This window comes from Streptomyces sp. NPDC048441, assembly GCF_043200235.1.
In the GTDB taxonomy this organism is placed as follows: Bacteria; Actinomycetota; Actinomycetes; order Streptomycetales; family Streptomycetaceae; genus Streptomyces.
In genome coordinates this window covers 17696-35070 of record NZ_JBICXM010000018.1, presented here as the reverse complement: position 1 = coordinate 35070, position 17375 = coordinate 17696, and the positions used below count along the sequence as shown (strand labels likewise).

Sequence of the window (17375 nt, the reverse complement as noted above, 5' to 3'; positions counted from 1 at the left end):
CGGCCGCAGGCGGGTTATGTGGTGGTGTCCATACGCGAACTTGTGCGGGCGCCCGGCCGGTAGGCGTACGTCGCGATCGCGAGCGCCACCAGCAGCGCGCCGAGCAGCCAGCCGCCGACGACGTCCGACGGCCAGTGCACGCCGTTCCAGATCCGGGTCACGCCGACCCCGACGACGGAGACCACGGCGATGGTCAGGCCCGTGCGCCACACGGCCGGCCCGACGCCGTACACACGGAGCAGCCACAGGAGGAGCCCGCAGACCACCGTCGCCGTCATGGCGTGCCCCGAGGGGAAGGCCGTGTACCGCGCGGAGTCCACCGGGTCGGGCCACGCGGGGCGCGGACGGTCGATCGCCGCCTTGAGCGCCTGCTGCACCACTGTGCCGATCGCGGAGGTGGCCGCGAGCCACAGTGCGAGCCACCATGCCTGGCGGAACGCGAGCCACACCACGGCCACGGTGCACAGCGCGCGCATCGTCCACGGGTCCCACACCCAGTCGGTGAGGATGCGGCTCGCATGGGTGAGGCCGTCGTGCGCGACGGCCCAGCGGTGCGTGGTGCGCGCGATGTCGCCGTCGAGGGTGAGAAGCGGACGCCACTCCAGCTCGACCAGGAGGATCAGCAGGGCCGATGGGACGCACAGCAGCGCGGCGGTGAGTGCGGCCCGGGAGCCGGGCGGGCGGGGTGGGCTCGGCGGTGAGGCGAGTGGGACGGGGTGCATGGGGTGATCCTTGCCGACGGGCGGCGCCGATGGCCATCCTGGGGGCGCTGTCCTGGGGTGCGTCCTGGCGGCTGCTCCTGACGGGGGAGCCGACGCTGCGGGCTATCCCAGCGCCCGCAGCCCCGGCACGAACGTCACCAGGAGCGGAACAACAGGAACCAGTGCCGCGGCGGCCGTCAGGCGCAGCCTGCGGCTCGCAGTGAGCCGTGGCCGTGCGGACAGGAGCCGGTGCACCCGCTGCGGCACATGCGCCTGCGGGGTCGGGCAGGGGCCGAACACGCCCCGTTCCTCGTTGAGTTCGACCAGGGCGAGGGCGATCGTCAGACGGCCGAAGCGCCGCGATGCCACGTCGTCGGCGGCCAGTTCGATCAGGCGGTGCATCTCACCCTGGAACGCGGCGAAGACCGGCACCTGCGGGAACCCCGCGGCCAGGGCGCCCGAGCAGTGCAGCAGCCAGTCGTGCCGCGCCTGCGCGTGCCCCTGCTCATGGGCGAGCACGGCATCCAGCTGACGCCCCTTCAGGCGGCGCAACGCGGCGGTGGTGATGACCAGTTGAGGCGCGGCACCCGGCAGCCACCAGGCGTCGGGGCGCTCGCCCTCCAGGACGACGAGACGGTCGGCGCCGGGCTCCTCGCCGGGCAACTGCGGGGCGCGCAGAAGAAGTTCGGCACGCCGCTTGCGACGCCGGGTCCGTGCTCGCGCGATCTCCCGGGTCAGCATCGCCGCGGTCCACGCACCGCCGAGTGCCAGTGTCACGGCTGTCGCGGGTGCCCATGAGCCTCCGGCCCCGAGTGCGTACGCCTCGACCACATCGCGCGGCGCGGGCGCGAAGACGTGGCCGCGCACGGCCTGCCACGCGGCGGCGGCGCTCAGGGTCATCGACAAGGCGCAGCACATCAGGACACCCGCCACGACGCACTGCCACACCCACAGCGCGACCACCGGTTCGCGCTCCGGCCAGTCCGCCCGTGCGAGGAGGCGCGGGGCGACGACGGCGGTGAGGGCGCCCAGCAGCAACAGCGCAACGGGGAGCAACATGCGTCAAGACTATGAGGGTGGCGCCGTCGGAGGGTATGGACTATCGCCTCAAGTGACGCACGCCACGGTCCGCAGAGGGCGGGTGCGGCGCGGATACCAGCGGATACCAGCAGGTATTGCGGGCGTCAGCGGGTATCGCGGGTGTCAGCGGGTATCGCGGGTATCAGGGGTCATCACAAGGTCAGCAGCATCGCGATCATGGCGATCCCCATGGACAGACGGCACGCCATCGCCAGCTCCGGCCGGTCGGCCCACCCCACGACAGGACCACCGCCACCGCCGACGCTGCCGCCACCCCCTTCCGCCGTCGCGAGCGTCGCCGCGGGCAGGAGGCGGACCCCCGCCCCGAGCACGTACGCGGCGAAGTACAGCAGCAGCGCACCGGTGAGCGCCGGTGTGCCCCCGCCGCCGTGGCCCGCGTGCACGGCGGGTGTCGCGGCCATGGCCACCGCCATATAGACCATGGCGCAGGCGCCGACCAGATGGTGCAGATGGTGCGGATCCCGTCGCGCGGCCCAGAGCGCGCGGAGCGCTGCCGCGCCGAACACGGACGCATAGCCGAGCCAGGCCCACCGCGGCGGAGTCAGTACGACGGCGGGCAGGGCCATCAGCGCCATCCCGAACCCCATGAGCGCCTCGCCGCCCGCCGACCGGCGCTGTTCCTCGATCCTGCTGCGCGTCCGCAGCAGACAGTAGGACCCGGTCGCCGCGCACAGCACGACGAGCAGCCAGCCGGCCTGCGCCGGTCCGTGCACCGCACACCTCCCCGATCGACGGCGTCGTCGGGTCGATGCCCTCGCACAGGGAGGTGTATGCGAGCGCACGGGGGTACGCCGGGGGCGCGGTAGGGGAGTGGGCGGCCCGTCCGCCGTCCGGAACGGTCGCCGCCCGGCCGCACCAAGTCTCACTAAATCGTTTTCGAGTAAAACACTTGCTAATGTTCTAGGCATGAGCAGTACGCCGCCCCCCTCCTCGCACCCGTCCTCGCCCCCCTCGATCCCGTCTCCGTCCCGTCCCTCCCGTGTCCGCAGGCTCCCGCTGGCCGGTGTGCTGCGTCCTGGCAAGCCGTCCGACATCTGGTTCAAGCCCGCGTCGAGCGTCGTCGTCGCCACCGCGATACCGAATCTGACGCTCCTCGCCATCGGCCGCCTCGACCTCGTGATGTACACGATGGCCGGATCGTTCTGCGCCCTCTACGCGCACAACCTCCCCTACGCCGCCCGTGCCCGCGCCCTGGTCTGGGTCGTCATCGGGATGCTCGCGAGCGTCGGCACCGCCATGGTCGCCGCCTCGCTCACCACGTCCCCGGCGGTGCTCGTGGCCGTTGGCGCGCTGCTCGCCGCCGCTCAGAAGACCCTCTGCGACGCGACCCGCATCGGCCCGCCCGGCCACCTCATCTTCACGTTCATCAGCTCCGCCACGCTGTTCGCACCGCAGGCCATCGGCCAGGTCCCCGGTCACCTCGCCCTGACGCTCGGCGCGGGCGCCGTGGCCTGGCTCGTCGGCATGGCCCCCGCCCTGGTGCGACCGCACGGCCCCGAGCGCCGGGCCACCGCGCGGGCCCTGTATGCGGCAGCCGCGTACGCCGATGCGGCGGGCCCCGGCCGGGAGCGGGCACGACCGGCGGCGGCCGCGGCCGTCCACGCGGCCTGGCAGTCACTGCTCGCCACCGGCTCCCGCACGGCGGCGCGCCGCGCCCTGGAGCGCCTGGTGATCCGCGCCGAGGACGCCCTGGCGGAGCCGTCGGCGGCGGACCCCGCCCTGCTGCGCTCCTGGGCGGCGGGCCTGCGCGGCACGAGCGCGGTGCCGCGCCCCGGCGACGTACGGCCCGAAGCGGACGACGAACTCCTCGGAGTAGAGGCCGAGTTGGCGTCCGCACCCAAGCCCGTATCTCTGTGGCGTCGCCTCGGCCCCGGATCGCCGCTGCTGCCCATCGCGCTGCGGACTGCCCTCGGCTGCGCGCTCGCGGGGTACGCGTCCCTGGCCCTCGGCGTCGGCCGCCCCTACTGGGCCCTCGTCACGGCGGCCTCGCTCTACCAGGCCAACGTCACGCTCACCTGGAACAGGGGAGTGCAGCGGGTCGTCGGCAACCTCATCGGTGTGCTCGCCTTCGCCGCGATCGTCCCGCTGGCCCACTTCAACCAGGCCGCGCTCATCGTCTGCTGCCTGGCACTCGCCTTCGGGGCGGAGGCCCTGATGGCCCGCAACTACTGGCTCGGCAGTGTGTGTGTCACGCCGATGGCGCTCCTCGTCACCGAGTTCGCCAGGTTCCAGCAGCCCGGAGGGCTGATCCTCGACCGGGTCGTGGACACCGTCGTGGGCGCACTGCTCGGCATCGTCGCGGCGATCGCGGTCACCAACCGCCGCGCCGCCGACCACATCGAGCTGGCCATCGACGCCACCGACCGGGCCCGCGCCCACGCCGAGCGGACCCTCGCCGCCCCGACCCGCACACCGGGCACCCTGCGGCAGGACCGCCGCAGCCTGACGGCGGCGCTTGTCGACCTGCGCACCGCGCACGACGCGGCGGCGGGCGAATGGTGGCAGCGCGCCCTGCCGGAGCAGCGGGTGATGGTCGCCGAGCAGGCAGGACACCGTACGCTCGCGGCGACGGTACGTGGCATGGAGTCGGGCGAGCGCGCACGCGTGTGACGAGCCGGGCGACGCGGAAGGGCGAGGACGGGAAGCATGAGGAAAGGGAACGAAGGCGGCGCCGCTGGTGCGCAGAGCGATGGCTCAGGAGTGCGCTCGGGAGTTCGCTCCGGAGCGCCCAGCGACACCGTCGCCGCCGTCGTGCGGCAGTGGCAGACGGTGCGGCCGGACATCGACACCGCTCCGATGGAGGTCATCGGCCGCATCAACCGCTGCGCCGCCCTCCTGCAACAGGCCGAGGACGCACCGCTGCGCCGCGTGGGCCTGACCCGCCCCGAATTCGACCTCCTCGGCGCGCTGCGCCGCACCGGCCACGAACTGACCCCCAGCGAGCTGGCCCGCGAGACCTTCTCATCGGGCGCCGCCGTCACCAAGCGCCTCAAGCAGCTCCAGGAGCGCACCCTGGTCGACCGCCGCGTCGACTCCCGGGACCGCAGGGTCTCGCACGTCCGCCTGACCGACGCGGGCCGGGACCTGGTCGACTCGCTCCTGCCCGACCAGCTCGCGTACGAGACGGTGGTCCTCGCAGGTCTCGACGAGAGTGGGCAGGGTCAACTCAGCGCACTGCTCGGGGAGTTGCTGGGGCAGTTGGAGGGGCGGCTCGGGCTTTCTCCGGGGCTCCGGGGCTGACGGGGGCGCCCGGAGTCGTCAGTGGTCCTCGACCGACGCCGCGAGCAACTCCCGTGTCTGAGGCTCCACATGCTCCGCGTAGTACTCGTGCAGCGCCGTGCGGCCCAGGCGGCCCGCGAGGGGGCCGTCGCCCGCGCTGATCGCCGCGAGGACCTCGCGGTGATGGGCTATGGAGCGTTCCATCCAGGCCGTGCTGTCGGTGACTCCGGCGATCTTCTTCTCGATGACCTCGACCACCGCCTCGTGCACGGCGCGTGCGCACAGGCCGAGGAGGGAATTGCCGCTCGCCTCGGCGATCGCGCGGTGGAACAGCGCGTCGGCCTCGCTGAACGCATGCAGGGACGCGGGGCCGCGGCCGGTGAGGGATTCCATGCGGGTGATCTGTTCGCGCATACGAGTGAGGTCGGCCTCGGTGTGAAGACGGGCGGCAAGGCGGTTGCTCTCGGCGTCGAGCACCATGCGGAACTGCACCAGTTCGCCGAGTGTCGCCACGCTGGAGCGGGTGAGGCGGCCCAGGGCCTGGCTGAGGTTGTCGGGTGTGACGCCGAGGACCTCGGCGCCCAGCGGGTCGCCGGGGCGTGAGCGGATCAGGCCCGCCGACTGAAGGACGCGCAGCGCCTCGCGGACCGTGGAGCGGCCGACGCCGAAGCGGTTGACAAGATCGCGCTCGGCGGGCAGCCGGGAGCCGGGCGGCAGATCGCCGTTGAGGATGCGCTCCTCGATCTGCTCCGCCACCCGCTGATAGGCGCGGACCGGTGTGACCGGCCGGAACAGGTCGGTGTCGTCGGCGGCCATCGGCCCGCCCCCTCCACGGTGTGTAGCTGATGTGCAGCTGATACGGGACGTCGGCGCGGAAAACCAAGATCTGGTGGTTGACCCGGCCGTGAACGTGGAGGCAGAGTACGGGAACTCAACTGGTCTGACCAGTCGACTGGCCTCGTGTCCGGCCGACTTGGAGGTTCCATGCATTCCAGCTCAAGCGCGTCCGCCGGCTCAAGCGCGACCGTCGCCGTCTCGGAGTCCGACTCCGCCGCCGCCGTCGCCTTCACCCAGGATCTGGTCCGGCTGCGTACCGTCAACGCGGCCGGAGCCACCGAGGTCGAGCGGCCCGCCGCCGAGCTCGTCGCCCGGCTCTTCACCGAGTTCGGCTGGACGTACGACGTGGTGGAGGTCGCGCCAGGACGGCCCAACACCGTCGCCGTCATCGAGGGCGGGGGCGGCCAGGGGCCGACCCTGATGTTCGAAGGCCATATCGACGTCGTCACGGAGGGGGATCCCGCGGACTGGAGTGTCGATCCCTACGGGGCCGAGATCTGGGACGGCAAGCTGTGGGGGCGCGGCTCCGCCGATATGAAGTCCGGCGTCGCGGCGATGATCTACGGGGTACGGGCACTTCAGCTCGCGGGGCCCTTCCCCGGCCGCGTCGTCGTAGGCGTGCTGTGCGACGAGGAAGGGCTGATGCTCGGTGCGAAGGCGTTCGCGGCCACGCCCCTCGCCCGTGAGGTGGACGGTGTCATCGTCTGCGAGCCGGAGGGGTACGAGGTCTGCACATCGGCCCGCGGCGGCATCCGGCTGCGGCTCGATCTCGACGGGGTGATGGCCCATGGAGCTATGCCCCAGGAGGCCAAGAGCCCGATCGTCGCCGGTGCACGCATCGTCGAGGCGCTCGCCCGCGTCCAGGCCTGGGCCGAAGAGCGGTACGGCACCCACCCGCACGCCGGGAGCGTGACGGTCACGCCGACCGTCCTGCACGGCGGGGACCCCGACCAGCTCAACGTCATCCCCGCGCACGGGCTCGTCGGCATCGACGTACGGACGATTCCCGGCACCGATCACGCCGAACTCATCGAGCGGGTGCGGGAGTTCGCGGTCGAGGCGGCCGGGACCGTGGGCGTGGGCGTCGGGCTCACCGTCGTCGACGACCGGCCCGCCATCGAGCTGCCCGAGGACCATCCGGTGGTCGCCGCCCTCGTCGAAGGGCATCGCCAAGTGCACGGCGGACCACCGCCGTTCGGAGCCGTGCCCGGCACCACGGACGGGACCATCCTCACCCGCGACGCCGGTCTGCCGACCGTCGTCTACGGCCCCGGCGGGAAGTGGATCGCGCACCAGAAGGACGAGTTCGTGGAGGTGCACGAGATCATCGAGTACACACGGGTGTACGCCGCCGCGGCCCACGCGTTCCTGAACGGTGCCACCGGGGGTGCGCGATGAGGTCGTGTCCCGAAGGGCTGCCGATCGGGGACGGTTGGGTGACCGCGCCTCGCAGCGAGGCTGTCCGATTCCCGTACGACGGCACCGAGATCGCCGTGGCTCCGGTCGGTGACGAAGACCTCGCCGCGCGGGCCGTCGACCATGCCGCGTCGGTGCGGGTACAGGTGGGCGGGCTGACCGCCGGGGTGCGGCGGCAGGTGCTCACCGGCGTCGCCGCGGCGCTTGCCGACGCGCTGCCCGACCTGGTGGACCTGCTGATCCTGGAGACCGGGAAGCCGCGGGTCGACTGCGGGGTCGAGATGCGGCGGGCCGTGGCCACCTGGCAGGCCGCCGCGGACGAGGTGGCTCATCTGCACGGGGAGACCGTGCCGTTGGACCTCCAGGCGTCCGGGGAGGGCCTGTTCGGCTTCTGGACGCGGCGCCCCGTCGGCGTGGTCGTCGGCATCGCGGGCTTCAACTACCCGGTCCTGCTGGCCTCCCACAAGATCGCCCCGGCCCTGGCCGCGGGGTGCCCGGTGATCGTCAAGCCCGCACCGGCGACCCCGCTCGCCACCTTGCGGCTCGTCCATCTCGTACGGGAGCAGCTCGTGGCGGCGGGCGCGCCCGCCGGAGCGGTGCAACTCGTCACGGGCGACGCGGAAGTCGGCCGTACGCTGACCACGCATCCGGAGGTCGCTGCGGTCTCCTTCACCGGGTCCGCGGCCGTCGGCCACCGCATCGCGCGCGACGCGGCACCCCGCAAAACAGTCCTCGAACTCGGCTCCAACGCGGCGCTCGTCGTGGCCGCCGACGCCGATCTCGACGCGGCGGCCGACGCGGTGGTGCGGGGCGGGTTCTACGCGTCGGGGCAGGCCTGCATCTCCGTACAGCGGGTCGTCGTCGTGGCCGCGGTCGCCGAGGAGTTCGAGAAGCGGCTCGCGGAACGGCTGCCGGATGTGGTGGTCGCCGACCCCCGGGACCCGGAGACCCGCGTCTCGGCGCTCATCGACGAGACGGCGACGGAGCGGGTCCTCGCCTGGGTGGAACGGGCGCGGGCGGCGGGCGCGCGGCTCGTGGCGGGGGGAGTGCGCGATGCGGGCGGCCGGTGTGTCGTCCCGACCCTGCTGGTAGACGTCCCCGACGGCGAACCCGCCTGGGACGAGGAGATCTTCGGCCCGGTCGTCTGCCTGCGCGCGGTGCCGGACCTGGACGCCGCGTACGACGTCGTCAACGCGAGCCGCTACGGCCTGCACGCCGCCGTCTACACCCGCGATCTGCGTGCCGCGCTGCGGGCCGTGGACCGCCTGGAGGTCGGCGGCGTAGTGGTGAACGAAGTCCCCGGCTACCGCAGCGACATCGCCCCCTACGGCGGCGTCAAGGACTCGGGCATCGGCCGCGAGGGCCCGAGGTTCGCGATCGAGGAGCTGACGGTGACGCGGATGGCTGTGATCCGGCCGTAGGCGTCCTTAGGCCCACAAGTCCCAGAGGACCCCAAGTCCCCAAGTCCCGTAGTCCCGTAGGCCCTGGCAAGAGAGGCAGCATCACCATGGATTACGCGAATCTGTTCCGGCTCGACGGCCGCCGCGTCGCGGTCGTCGGCGGCGCGAGCGGCATCGGCCGCGAGGCCGTCCGCGCGCTGGTCGCGCAGGGCGCACACGTCATCGTCGCCGACCGGGACGCGGCGGGGGCGGCTCAGACGGCGACGCTCGCGGCGCGGGAGAGCGAGGCGGCATCGGACCGGCGCATCGGCACCGCAGTCGCCCACCCCCTGGACGTCCTCGACCCCGACGCCGTCCGCGCGGCCGTCGCCGCGTGGGAGCCGCTCGACGGGCTCGTCGTCACCGTCGGGGCCAACGTGCGCAAGCGCATCGCCGACTACGGCCTCGACGAGTTCGACCGAGTCATCGCCCTGAACCTGCGCTCGTACCTCACGCTCATCCAGGCCGCCGCCCCCGGCATGGCCGAGCGCGGCCGGGGCAGCGTCGTCGGGTTCGCCTCGATGCGGGCCTTCCAGGTGGAGCCGGGGCAGGGGCCGTACGCCGCGTCGAAGGCGGGCCTGATCCAATTGTTGCGGACAGCGGCCGCGGAATGGGGGCCGCGGGGCGTGCGGTTCAACGCTGTCGCGCCCGGTGTCGTCCGTACCCCGCTCACCGATCAGATCGCAGCCGACCCCGCATGGTTCGATGCCTACGCCCAGGCCTCCGCGCTCAAGCGGTGGGCTCGCGCCGACGAGATCGCCGGCGCCGTCGCCTATCTCGTGTCGGACGCGTCCACCTTCGTCACCGGCACCGTCCTGAGCGTCGACGGCGGCTGGACCGCGGTCGACGGCCGCTACGACCCCTCGGTGTGACCTTCCCCGCCCCCCCCAAGGAGCCCCCTCATGCCCCCGAAAGACGAAGACAGCGGCGAGCAGGATCCACCGGACCCCGCGGCCTCGCCCCTCGACGGTCTCCCCACCCTCCGCGGCGTGGCTCGCCCCTCCCTCTGGCTGCTCCTCGTCCCCGTGCTGCTCTACGGCCTGGCCCCGCTCGTGGCCAACCGCATCGAGCCGCGCATCCTGGGCGTCCCCTTCCTGCTGGCCTGGGTCATCGCCGCCACGGTGATCAGTCCGCTGGTCATCTGGCTCGCCGCCCGGCTCGACCCGGCGTACCGCACGAACGCCGTCGAGCCCATCCCAGCAGACGATCCCGACCTCGAAGGAGGCCGCCGATGAACGGCAACGCAGCCGTCGCCACCACCGTGTTCGGGCTCGCCATGGTCGCCACCATCGGGATCGGCGTGTGGAGCGCCCGCGGCCGGTCCAAGGGGCTCGCCGAGTGGTCCGTCTCCAGCCGCGGACTCGGCGTCCTCTTCATCTGGCTCCTGATGGCGGGGGAGACGTACACCAGCTTCTCGTTCCTCGGCACGGCCGGCTGGTCGTACTCCTTCGGCGCACCGATCCTCTACCTGGTCGCCTATCTGACCGTCGGCTTCGCCGTCGCGTACGTCGTCGGCCCCGCCCTGTGGACGTACGCGAGCAGGCACGGCCTCATCTCCATCGCGGACATCGCCGAATTCCGGTTCCGCTCACGCCCGGTGGGGATCCTCGTCGCCGTCGTCGCGACCGTGTTCATCGTCCCCTACATCCAGGTGCAGATTCAGGGCATGGGCGTGGTGGTCAACGCCATGACCTACGGCAGCGTCGATCTCAAGGTCGCCGCCGTCATCTCCTTCGTCGTGGCCGAAGTGTTCATCCTCGTGTCCGGCCTGCGCGGCTCCGCGTGGGTGAGCGCGCTCAAGGACATGCTGGTGATCATCGCCGTCGTGTTCCTCGCCGTGTACATCCCGATGCACTACCTCGGCGGCTTCAGCGACTTCATGGAGCGCATGGTGACCGAGAAGCCCGAGTGGCTGACCTTCCCCGGGCACGAGTCCGGCGGGCGCAACGCCATGTGGTTCCTGAGCACCGTCGTCCTGAACGCCGTCACGATCACCATTTTCCCGACCACCGTCGCCGGATACCTGAGTGCGAAGAGCCCGAACGCGCTGCGCCGCAACGCGCTGCTCCTGCCCTGGTACCAACTCCTCCTGTTCGTACCGATGGTGGTCGGTGCCACGGCGCTCTTCGTGATGCCGACCCTGGGCAATCCCGACCTTGCCCTCTTCAGCCTCGTCACCGATTCCCTGCCCGCACCCGTCGTCGCCCTCATCGGTGTCGCCGGTGCACTCTCGGCGATCGTGCCGATGAGCGTCTTCATGCTCTCCATCGGCACCCTGTGGGGCCGCACGATCCTCGGTGGTGGCAACGGCGCCGACCCGCGAGCGCGCCGCCGCGCGCCGGGGAAGCCCGGCGACGCGAACGACATGCGGACGATGCGGCTCTCCCAACTGGTCTGCGTCATCGCGGGGTTGATCGCTCTGGCAGGCAGTCTCTTCTACCCGAACACCCTCGTGGAGCTCTCCGTCCTGTCGTACGAGGGTCTCGCGCAGCTCGTTCCTGTCGTACTGCTCGCCTTGTTCTGGCGGCGGTTGACCGCGAGAGCCGCCGTCGCGGGCATGATCACCGGCCTTGTGGTGATGACGTTGCTGTGGGCCACGGACAACGACCCGTACCACGGCGTGAACGGCGGCATCATCGCGCTCGCCGCCAACCTCGTCGTGCTGCTCGCGGTCGTCTGGCTGGCGCCGGGGCCAGGCCCGGCCGGGGCCATCGTCGCCAAACCGGCTGTACCGGACGAGAGTTCGGCGGTTGCCGCCGCGAAGGAGACCCGGTGACGGACGACACGGACGTCTTCGAGGTGCCAGGTCTCCATGAGCCCGTGGAGATACGGATCGACCAGTGGGGCGTCCCGCACCTGTACGCCGCCTCGCAGGACGACCTCTTCCTCGCCCAGGGATTCAACGCGGCCCGTGACCGCCTCTTCCAGCTCGACCTGTGGCGGCGGCGCGGGCTCGGCCTGCTCTCCGAGGTGTTGGGTGACGAGTACGCCGAACACGACCGTGCGGCACGGCTGTTCCTCTACCGCGGCGACATGGCGGAGGAGTGGCGTGCGTACGGGGACGACACGGAGCGGGTGACGACGGCGTTCGGGCCCGCCCCGGAGTGGGCTTCGGTGGGCCCCGTCCCGCGCGGCGGCAGTGGGGACACCGTGGGGGCCGCCGCATACGGGCCCGGGTCCGGCAGACCGCCGGGGCCACGTTCCGGATCGTGGTGGACGTCGGCTCCTGGGACGACTCCGTGGCGATGAACTCGCCGGGCCAGTCAGACGTTCCGGGCAGCCCGCACTACGACGACCTGTTCGCGAGCTGGGCCGCCGACGGTTCCTTTCCCCTTCTCTACTCCCGCGATGCGGTGGAGAAGCACACGCGGCGGACGATCACCCTGCGACCGCCCGCCCCGACGGCTCAGAGTCGGGCCTCGAGCGCCGAACCGAACGGCACGTAGGCCATCTCGTACCCGAAGTACCGGGGCCCGGTCAGCGCGAGACCGCCCGGAGTGATCCAGCGGGGATCGCAGCGGGCGGCCAGGACGCTGACGCGAAGCCCGTAGCGCAGGCCCTCCGTGGTGACCGGATCGCCGGTCGCGCTGTCCAGGACGCAGATCAGATCGGGCGTCGTCGCCACCGTCGCACCGTCACGCGTGGCGATCAAGTGCTCGTTCTGAAACCCGAGTTCGAGCACTTGCCCCCCATCGTCGCCGATCCCTTCGACCCGGGCGCGACCGCGCGCGAAGCCGCCCTCCGTACGGCGGCTCACGTCGGTCACCTTGCCCGTCAGAAGGGGAACGCCCGCAAGGACCGCCCGCGCCGCGGCCACCGGATCGGTGTGCGCGGCACGCGCCTCGCGCACCGCCGAGCCGAGGTGCTCGGCGAGCGTCAGCGTCGCGGGGACCAGGCCGTCGGGGAGCTGATCGCCGCGCAGCACCGTGTCCGCGCAGCTGATCTGGCAGCCGAGCTCCACGCACACCGCGCGCGCGATCCGCTCGGCGGCATGGTTGTCGACGGCCACCACGATGATCGTGTTGCCCTTGTCGTCGGCGAGCGCCATCGGCGAGTTGGTGACCCCGACAAGGCCGGGAAGCACCATCTGCGCCTCGGGGAACGCCCGCCCCATCGCGTCCCCGTCCACGAGGGGAAGCCCCGCCCGCGCGGCACACGCGATCGGCAGCATCGAGTTGACCCCGCCGACCTCCAGGGGCACGAGGTGGGTGGCCCGGCGACCCAGGTGTTCCTCCAAAGCGCGCAGCGCGGCCAGTTCCTCGTGACCGCCCGGCACACGCTCGAGGAGGACGGTGGGCGCGCCCATGCCGGAGATGGGGACGACGGTCGCGTCGGCGTCGACCGCGTCGATGCCGACGACCGGCACCGGACCGTACGAGCGGATCGCCTCGCGGGCGAGCAGCTTGCCGATGTACGGGTCGCCGCCGCCACCCGTGCCGAGGATGCCCGCGCCCCGGGCTATGTCGTCGAGGTTGTCGAGCGTGATCTCATGCATCGGCGCTCACTCCGACGCTACGCGCCACTGCTTCGGTGAGCCGCCCCAGGTCGAGATCGCCGACCACCTTCACCCGGACACGGGTCGCGCCGCCCGGCAGATAGGCGAGCGGCACCTCCTCGATGTCGACGACGCGTACGGTGCCGGGGCGGGCCCCGGCGTCCTGCGCACGCCCGACTGCCTCGTCCCGAGCCTCGGCGAGCACGAAGTCCCGCCGCCCGTCCGGTACATGGAAGACCCGGTCGACCTCGCCCCCGACCTGGGCGATCGCCGCGCCCACCGCGTTGGCCACGTCGAAGTGCGCTGGGCGACGCACATCGCCGAAGCCGGGCAGGGCTCGGGGCAGGAGGACGGAGCCGCCGCCGACGGCGACCACCGGCGCGGCGGCCGCCGAAGTCCGCATCCGGTCGACGCTCTCGGCGAGCCGCTCGGCGATCCTGTCCAGGGCGCGTGCGGTGAACTCCCTCCCAAGCCGGGCCACATGGGAGCGGTCCCCGATGTCCGCCCGTCCATCGGCGACGGCGAGGTCGGTCGCTGTCAGCGTCGTACCGCCGAAGACGAGAGCTTCGTCGGTGATCCGGTGACCGACCGACCGCGGCCCGGTGTCGCCGTCGCCTGACACCAGGGACCCGCCACCGATGCCGAGTGAAAGGACGTCAGGGATACGGAAGTTGGTACGAATCCCCGCGGCTTCGCTCTCGCCCGCCGCCTCACGCGGAAACCCCCCGGTGAGAATCCCCACGTCAGCTGTCGTACCGCCGACATCGACGACGGCGCAGTCCCCGAGGCCGGAGAGAAGAGCCGCGCCCCGCATCGAGTTGGTGGGACCCGAAGCGAACGTCGCGACGGGAAACGTACGTGCGAAGTCGACATCCATCAGCGTTCCGTCGTTCTGCGACAGGAAGAACGGCGCGGTGATGGACACCTCGGCGAGCGCCTTCCCGAACGACTCGACGATGACGGTCGCCAGGTCCCGCAGCGCCGCGTTGATGATCGTGGCGTTCTCGCGGGCGAGCAGCCCGACCCGGCCGAGATCGTGCGAGAGCGAGAAGTGCACGCCCCCGCCGAGCTCGGCCCGCAGTATCTCGGCGGCGCGCCGCTCGTCCGCCTCCGCGACCGGCGAGAACACCGACGACACGGCGACCGAGGTGAGCCCGCGCGCGGCGATGTCGGCGGCCACCCGCTTCAGCTCGTCCGGATCGAGCGGTGACAGCGGCCGCCCGTCGAACTCCCGCCCGCCGTGGCAGAGATAGCCGTGCCCGCCGACAGCGGCCCGCTGCCGTGCGGGCCAGTCCGTCATGGGTGGCAGGGCGGCCGTGGCGGGAAGGCCGAGGCGTACGGCCGCGACGGGAGTGAGCCGGGCGCCCTCGACGAGCGCGTTCAGGAAGTGGGTGGTGCCGATCATCACCGCGGTGACGGACTCGACGGGCGGGCCGAGTACCCGGATCGCGTCGGTGACACCAGAGGTGATGTCGTCGGTGGTCGGTGACTTGGCGGCCGCGAGCACGCGGTCGTCGTGGCCCAGGAGGGCCGCGTCGGTGTTGGTCCCACCGACATCGATGCCGATACGCATGGTGGTGGAGTCCTTTGTACGGGGGCGAGTGACGCGTAGTACGGACGGGACGCACGCCGTGATCAGACAGGCGCCGGGACGGCTCGTTCTGACGTCGGGACGGCCCCTTTCGGATGGCGCCCATCGACCGCCTGACGGCGGCATCGACCTTCAGACGGCGACGGCGGCATTCCGGAGCCCTGGACGTCTCCGTCCTTGGGACAGTTGAATGTTGAGAGCTGCGCTACCCCACCACTGGTAGTCGCCGCTCAGCTGTCCGACCAGCCGATCGACCGGCCATGTTCGCGGCTACTTCTTCAGCCGCGGCTTCTCCGGGGCCATCGACCGCCCCGCCACCACCGCCGTCACCCGCGCGTGAATCTCCTCCGCGGAGAGATAGGCATTCGTCTTCTCGAAGTCGGCGAGAGTGGCGGGCCGTTGGGACTGGAACCCGGTCCGTACGTAGTCGTCGCCCGCCACCGCGTGGAGCCCCCAGTTCGCGGCGGTACGGAAACGTGCGGTGAGGGTGCGCAGCGCCCCCAAGTGGTATCCACGCGCCACCAGTTGGGCGGGTAGCCCCGTCAGCTGTACGCCCAGCGGCTTCGATACGGCCTGGATGCCGCCGAGGTCGACGACCAGGCCCATGTCCTTGTGCCGGTAGTCGGTCAGCGGCGCGCCCCGCAGCGCGGCGGTGACGTTCTTCGCGGCGGCCCAGCCCTGCCGCATGGCGTGCTGGGCGGTCGGCGGGCAGATCGCGTCGCCGCCCTTGACGACGTCCGGCACGGCAGCCGCGTCGCCGAGCGCGAACACACCGTCCAGACCCGGCACCGTCAAGTCAGGGCGCACGACGAGGCGGCCTCGGTTGGTCTCGGCGCCCAAGGTCGCGATGAGCGGGCTCGGCGCCACACCGGCCGTCCAGATCAGCGTCCGGCACGGCAGTACGCGCCCGTCGGTGAGCGTGACGGTCGCCTCGGTCGCCTCGGCCACCGAGACCCCGAGCGACACATGGACCCCACGCCGCTCCATGATGGCGAGGGCCTTCTCCCCGAGCCGGTCGCCGAGCTCGGGCATCAACTTCGGTGCGATATCGACCAGATGCCACTTGATCTGCGACGGATCGAGCCCCGGATACCGCTCCACGGCGGCACTGGTGAGTCGCTGCAGATACGCGGCTGTCTCAGTCCCCGCATACCCCCCACCGACGACCACGAACTGCAGCCGCGACTCCCGCTCCACCGGGTCGGAACTCGCCGCCGCCAGGTCGAGCTGCGAGATCACGTGGTCACGGATCCAGGCGGCCTCGGCCAGGGTCTTCACGCCCACGGCGTACTTGTCGACTCCGGGGATGTCGAACTGCCGGGTCACACTGCCCGGCGTCAGCACGAGATAGTCGTAGCGCTCCACGACCTCCTCGCCATTGATCTTCCGTACGATCACGGCCTTCGCGTGCGGGTCCACACCGACCGCCCCGCCCGGGATGATCGCCGTGCGGCGCAGCATCCGGCGCAGTGGCACCGCGACCGACTGCGGGGTGAGTACGCCCGACGCGACATGCGGGAGCAGCGGCAGATAGAGCTGATGGTCCTGCGGACTGATGAGCCGCAGCTCGGCGTCGTGCGCCCCGAGCGACCGCTCCAGCTTGTGCGCGCACTCCATACCGGCGAATCCGCCGCCGACGATCAGGATCCGGGGAGGTTGCATACGAGATCTCTCCAGGGTTGGGCTCACCTGCGTGGACATACGGGTCTCCTCGGAGAGGGGTCCGGTTCATCCTCCGACGAGGGATGCCATGGCGCACGTCGGATGCGCCGGGCGGGGCCATGGAGCACCTCCAAACTCTCGGATCAGCCGTGTGCCCCGCTGAGCGCGGGATAGTCCCCTGGGCCATGAGCAAATGAGTCGTGTTGCCGGTCCCTATGTTGCGTGAAAGGCTGACAACAGGTATTGGAATGTCCGGATCGGAGGATTCCGATGCGCCTTGGACCATTGACGGGCCTGGTGGCCGTTGTTCTGATTGCCGTCGCTTTCGTTATGGGTGGCGATACGCCGGATGTCGGAGATTCCGGGGTGCAGATCAAGCAGTTCTTCCAGGAGCACGACACGCAGCAGGCGGTTTCCATGTACCTGCTGGTCCTGGCCGGAGTCTTTCTGGTTTTCTTCGCCGGTAGTCTCCGGCACCACCTCGCGGAGTCCGACCGGCACGGCTGGCTGCCCCAAGTCGCTTTTGCCGGAGGGATATTGTCGGCCGGGGGTTTCTGGGTCGCAGCGGGCGTGACACTCGCGCTGATCGACGCAAGCGACGAACGGAAAGTCGGCGGTTCGGCCCTCCAGGCCATGAACGCCATCGGCAACGACTTCTTCATTCCGTTCGTCGGCGGAATCGGCATCATGGTGCTCGCCGCCGGCCTGGGTACAGCGCGCAGCGGAACCCCCTTGCCGCGCTGGCTGGGCTGGGCCGGAATCGTGCTCGGCGTGCTGGTGTTCATCCCCTGGGTCGGCTTCTTCGCCTTCCTCGTGTCGGGGCTGTGGATCATCGTCGCCAGCGTGCTGCTCGCCCGGCGGCCGAATGCCCCGGACGCATCACCGGCCCCGCCCATCTCGGCTATGGGCTAGAT

At 71.5% G+C, this 17375-nt stretch carries 17 protein-coding genes; 10 read left to right on the top strand and 7 right to left on the bottom strand.

Annotation, left to right across the window (positions count from 1 at the left end):
- Window positions 1–14: 14 nt before the first annotated feature.
- From ACGFSB_RS33300 to ACGFSB_RS33290, 3 genes are all read right to left on the bottom strand, one after another.
- Window positions 15–722, bottom strand: a complete 708-nt coding sequence (locus ACGFSB_RS33300; protein WP_393407098.1) for a phosphatase PAP2 family protein — start codon at window positions 720–722, stop codon at window positions 15–17.
- A gap of 102 nt (window positions 723–824) precedes the next feature.
- Entirely contained in the window at window positions 825–1760 is a 936-nt protein-coding gene (locus ACGFSB_RS33295) for a M56 family metallopeptidase (protein WP_393407095.1), read from the bottom strand.
- A gap of 173 nt (window positions 1761–1933) precedes the next feature.
- Window positions 1934–2515 carry a DUF5134 domain-containing protein gene (locus ACGFSB_RS33290; RefSeq protein ID WP_393407092.1) on the bottom strand — a complete coding sequence of 194 codons (582 nt, stop codon included), beginning with the start codon at window positions 2513–2515 and terminating at the stop codon, window positions 1934–1936.
- 193 nt (window positions 2516–2708) lie between these two features.
- On the opposite strand from ACGFSB_RS33290, the gene ACGFSB_RS33285 reads away from it, so the two are divergent.
- Both ACGFSB_RS33285 and ACGFSB_RS33280 read left to right on the top strand, forming a co-directional pair.
- Window positions 2709–4412 (top strand): FUSC family protein, encoded by a 1704-nt coding sequence (locus ACGFSB_RS33285; protein WP_393407090.1) that lies wholly within the window; start codon window positions 2709–2711, stop codon window positions 4410–4412.
- Window positions 4413–4448: 36 nt separating this feature from the next.
- Complete coding sequence (locus tag ACGFSB_RS33280) at window positions 4449–5042, top strand: MarR family winged helix-turn-helix transcriptional regulator (RefSeq protein ID WP_393407088.1); 594 nt, start codon at window positions 4449–4451, stop codon at window positions 5040–5042.
- An 18-nt stretch (window positions 5043–5060) separates the two neighbouring features.
- Here the strand turns inward: ACGFSB_RS33280 and ACGFSB_RS33275 are convergent, their stop codons facing one another.
- Entirely contained in the window at window positions 5061–5837 is a 777-nt protein-coding gene (locus ACGFSB_RS33275) for a FadR/GntR family transcriptional regulator (protein ID WP_393407086.1), read from the bottom strand.
- Window positions 5838–6005: 168 nt separating this feature from the next.
- Here ACGFSB_RS33275 and ACGFSB_RS33270 point away from each other — a divergent pair, with 168 nt between their 5' ends.
- The 7 genes from ACGFSB_RS33270 to ACGFSB_RS33240 all read left to right on the top strand — a co-directional run bounded on the left by ACGFSB_RS33270 (window position 6006) and on the right by ACGFSB_RS33240 (window position 12159).
- On the top strand, window positions 6006–7256 hold the full coding sequence (locus ACGFSB_RS33270; RefSeq protein WP_393407084.1) for a M20 family metallopeptidase: 1251 nt from the start codon (window positions 6006–6008) through the stop codon (window positions 7254–7256).
- Entirely contained in the window at window positions 7253–8695 is a 1443-nt protein-coding gene (locus ACGFSB_RS33265) for an aldehyde dehydrogenase family protein (RefSeq protein ID WP_393407082.1), read from the top strand. Before ACGFSB_RS33270 ends, ACGFSB_RS33265 begins: the two co-directional genes overlap by 4 nt.
- Window positions 8696–8781: 86 nt before the next feature.
- The gene (locus tag ACGFSB_RS33260) at window positions 8782–9585 is read left to right on the top strand and encodes an SDR family NAD(P)-dependent oxidoreductase (RefSeq protein WP_393407080.1); all 804 of its coding nucleotides are present in this window, start codon (window positions 8782–8784) and stop codon (window positions 9583–9585) included.
- 30 nt (window positions 9586–9615) lie between these two features.
- On the top strand, window positions 9616–9948 hold the full coding sequence (locus tag ACGFSB_RS33255; RefSeq protein ID WP_393407077.1) for a DUF3311 domain-containing protein: 333 nt from the start codon (window positions 9616–9618) through the stop codon (window positions 9946–9948).
- Window positions 9945–11489 carry a sodium:solute symporter gene (locus tag ACGFSB_RS33250; protein WP_393407074.1) on the top strand — a complete coding sequence of 515 codons (1545 nt, stop codon included), beginning with the start codon at window positions 9945–9947 and terminating at the stop codon, window positions 11487–11489. Before ACGFSB_RS33255 ends, ACGFSB_RS33250 begins: the two co-directional genes overlap by 4 nt.
- Window positions 11486–11962 (top strand): penicillin acylase family protein, encoded by a 477-nt coding sequence (locus ACGFSB_RS33245; protein WP_393407072.1) that lies wholly within the window; start codon window positions 11486–11488, stop codon window positions 11960–11962. Before ACGFSB_RS33250 ends, ACGFSB_RS33245 begins: the two co-directional genes overlap by 4 nt.
- Window positions 11923–12159, top strand: coding sequence for a penicillin acylase family protein (locus tag ACGFSB_RS33240; protein WP_393407070.1), 237 nt, complete (start codon window positions 11923–11925; stop codon window positions 12157–12159). The genes ACGFSB_RS33245 and ACGFSB_RS33240 overlap by 40 nt, the downstream gene beginning before the upstream one ends.
- Here ACGFSB_RS33240 and ACGFSB_RS33235 read toward each other — a convergent pair.
- The 3 genes from ACGFSB_RS33235 to ACGFSB_RS33225 all read right to left on the bottom strand — a co-directional run bounded on the left by ACGFSB_RS33235 (window position 12120) and on the right by ACGFSB_RS33225 (window position 16461).
- Window positions 12120–13208, bottom strand: coding sequence for a DUF917 domain-containing protein (locus tag ACGFSB_RS33235; RefSeq protein ID WP_393407067.1), 1089 nt, complete (start codon window positions 13206–13208; stop codon window positions 12120–12122). The two genes, ACGFSB_RS33240 and ACGFSB_RS33235, sit on opposite strands and share 40 nt — an antisense overlap.
- Complete coding sequence (locus ACGFSB_RS33230) at window positions 13201–14781, bottom strand: hydantoinase/oxoprolinase N-terminal domain-containing protein (RefSeq protein WP_393407064.1); 1581 nt, start codon at window positions 14779–14781, stop codon at window positions 13201–13203. Before ACGFSB_RS33230 ends, ACGFSB_RS33235 begins: the two co-directional genes overlap by 8 nt.
- A 288-nt stretch (window positions 14782–15069) precedes the next feature.
- Entirely contained in the window at window positions 15070–16461 is a 1392-nt protein-coding gene (locus tag ACGFSB_RS33225; protein WP_393407061.1) for an NAD(P)/FAD-dependent oxidoreductase, read from the bottom strand.
- Between the two features lie 270 nt (window positions 16462–16731).
- Here ACGFSB_RS33225 and ACGFSB_RS33220 point away from each other — a divergent pair, with 270 nt between their 5' ends.
- Window positions 16732–17373 (top strand): hypothetical protein, encoded by a 642-nt coding sequence (locus tag ACGFSB_RS33220; RefSeq protein WP_393407058.1) that lies wholly within the window; start codon window positions 16732–16734, stop codon window positions 17371–17373.
- Window positions 17374–17375: the final 2 nt, after the last annotated feature.

What these genes read in the sequence shown, in the direction of transcription:
- ACGFSB_RS33300 (WP_393407098.1), bottom strand. Translation starts at nt 722, where the DNA reads ATGCACCCCGTCCCACTCGCCTCACCGCCGAGCCCACCCCGCCCGCCC.
- ACGFSB_RS33295 (WP_393407095.1), bottom strand. Translation starts at nt 1,760, where the DNA reads ATGTTGCTCCCCGTTGCGCTGTTGCTGCTGGGCGCCCTCACCGCCGTC.
- ACGFSB_RS33285 (WP_393407090.1), top strand. Translation starts at nt 2,709, where the DNA reads ATGAGCAGTACGCCGCCCCCCTCCTCGCACCCGTCCTCGCCCCCCTCG.
- ACGFSB_RS33280 (WP_393407088.1), top strand. Translation starts at nt 4,449, where the DNA reads ATGAGGAAAGGGAACGAAGGCGGCGCCGCTGGTGCGCAGAGCGATGGC.
- ACGFSB_RS33275 (WP_393407086.1), bottom strand. Translation starts at nt 5,837, where the DNA reads ATGGCCGCCGACGACACCGACCTGTTCCGGCCGGTCACACCGGTCCGC.
- ACGFSB_RS33270 (WP_393407084.1), top strand. Translation starts at nt 6,006, where the DNA reads ATGCATTCCAGCTCAAGCGCGTCCGCCGGCTCAAGCGCGACCGTCGCC.
- ACGFSB_RS33265 (WP_393407082.1), top strand. Translation starts at nt 7,253, where the DNA reads ATGAGGTCGTGTCCCGAAGGGCTGCCGATCGGGGACGGTTGGGTGACC.
- ACGFSB_RS33260 (WP_393407080.1), top strand. Translation starts at nt 8,782, where the DNA reads ATGGATTACGCGAATCTGTTCCGGCTCGACGGCCGCCGCGTCGCGGTC.
- ACGFSB_RS33255 (WP_393407077.1), top strand. Translation starts at nt 9,616, where the DNA reads ATGCCCCCGAAAGACGAAGACAGCGGCGAGCAGGATCCACCGGACCCC.
- ACGFSB_RS33250 (WP_393407074.1), top strand. Translation starts at nt 9,945, where the DNA reads ATGAACGGCAACGCAGCCGTCGCCACCACCGTGTTCGGGCTCGCCATG.
- ACGFSB_RS33235 (WP_393407067.1), bottom strand. Translation starts at nt 13,208, where the DNA reads ATGCATGAGATCACGCTCGACAACCTCGACGACATAGCCCGGGGCGCG.
- ACGFSB_RS33230 (WP_393407064.1), bottom strand. Translation starts at nt 14,781, where the DNA reads ATGCGTATCGGCATCGATGTCGGTGGGACCAACACCGACGCGGCCCTC.
- ACGFSB_RS33225 (WP_393407061.1), bottom strand. Translation starts at nt 16,461, where the DNA reads ATGCAACCTCCCCGGATCCTGATCGTCGGCGGCGGATTCGCCGGTATG.
- ACGFSB_RS33220 (WP_393407058.1), top strand. Translation starts at nt 16,732, where the DNA reads ATGCGCCTTGGACCATTGACGGGCCTGGTGGCCGTTGTTCTGATTGCC.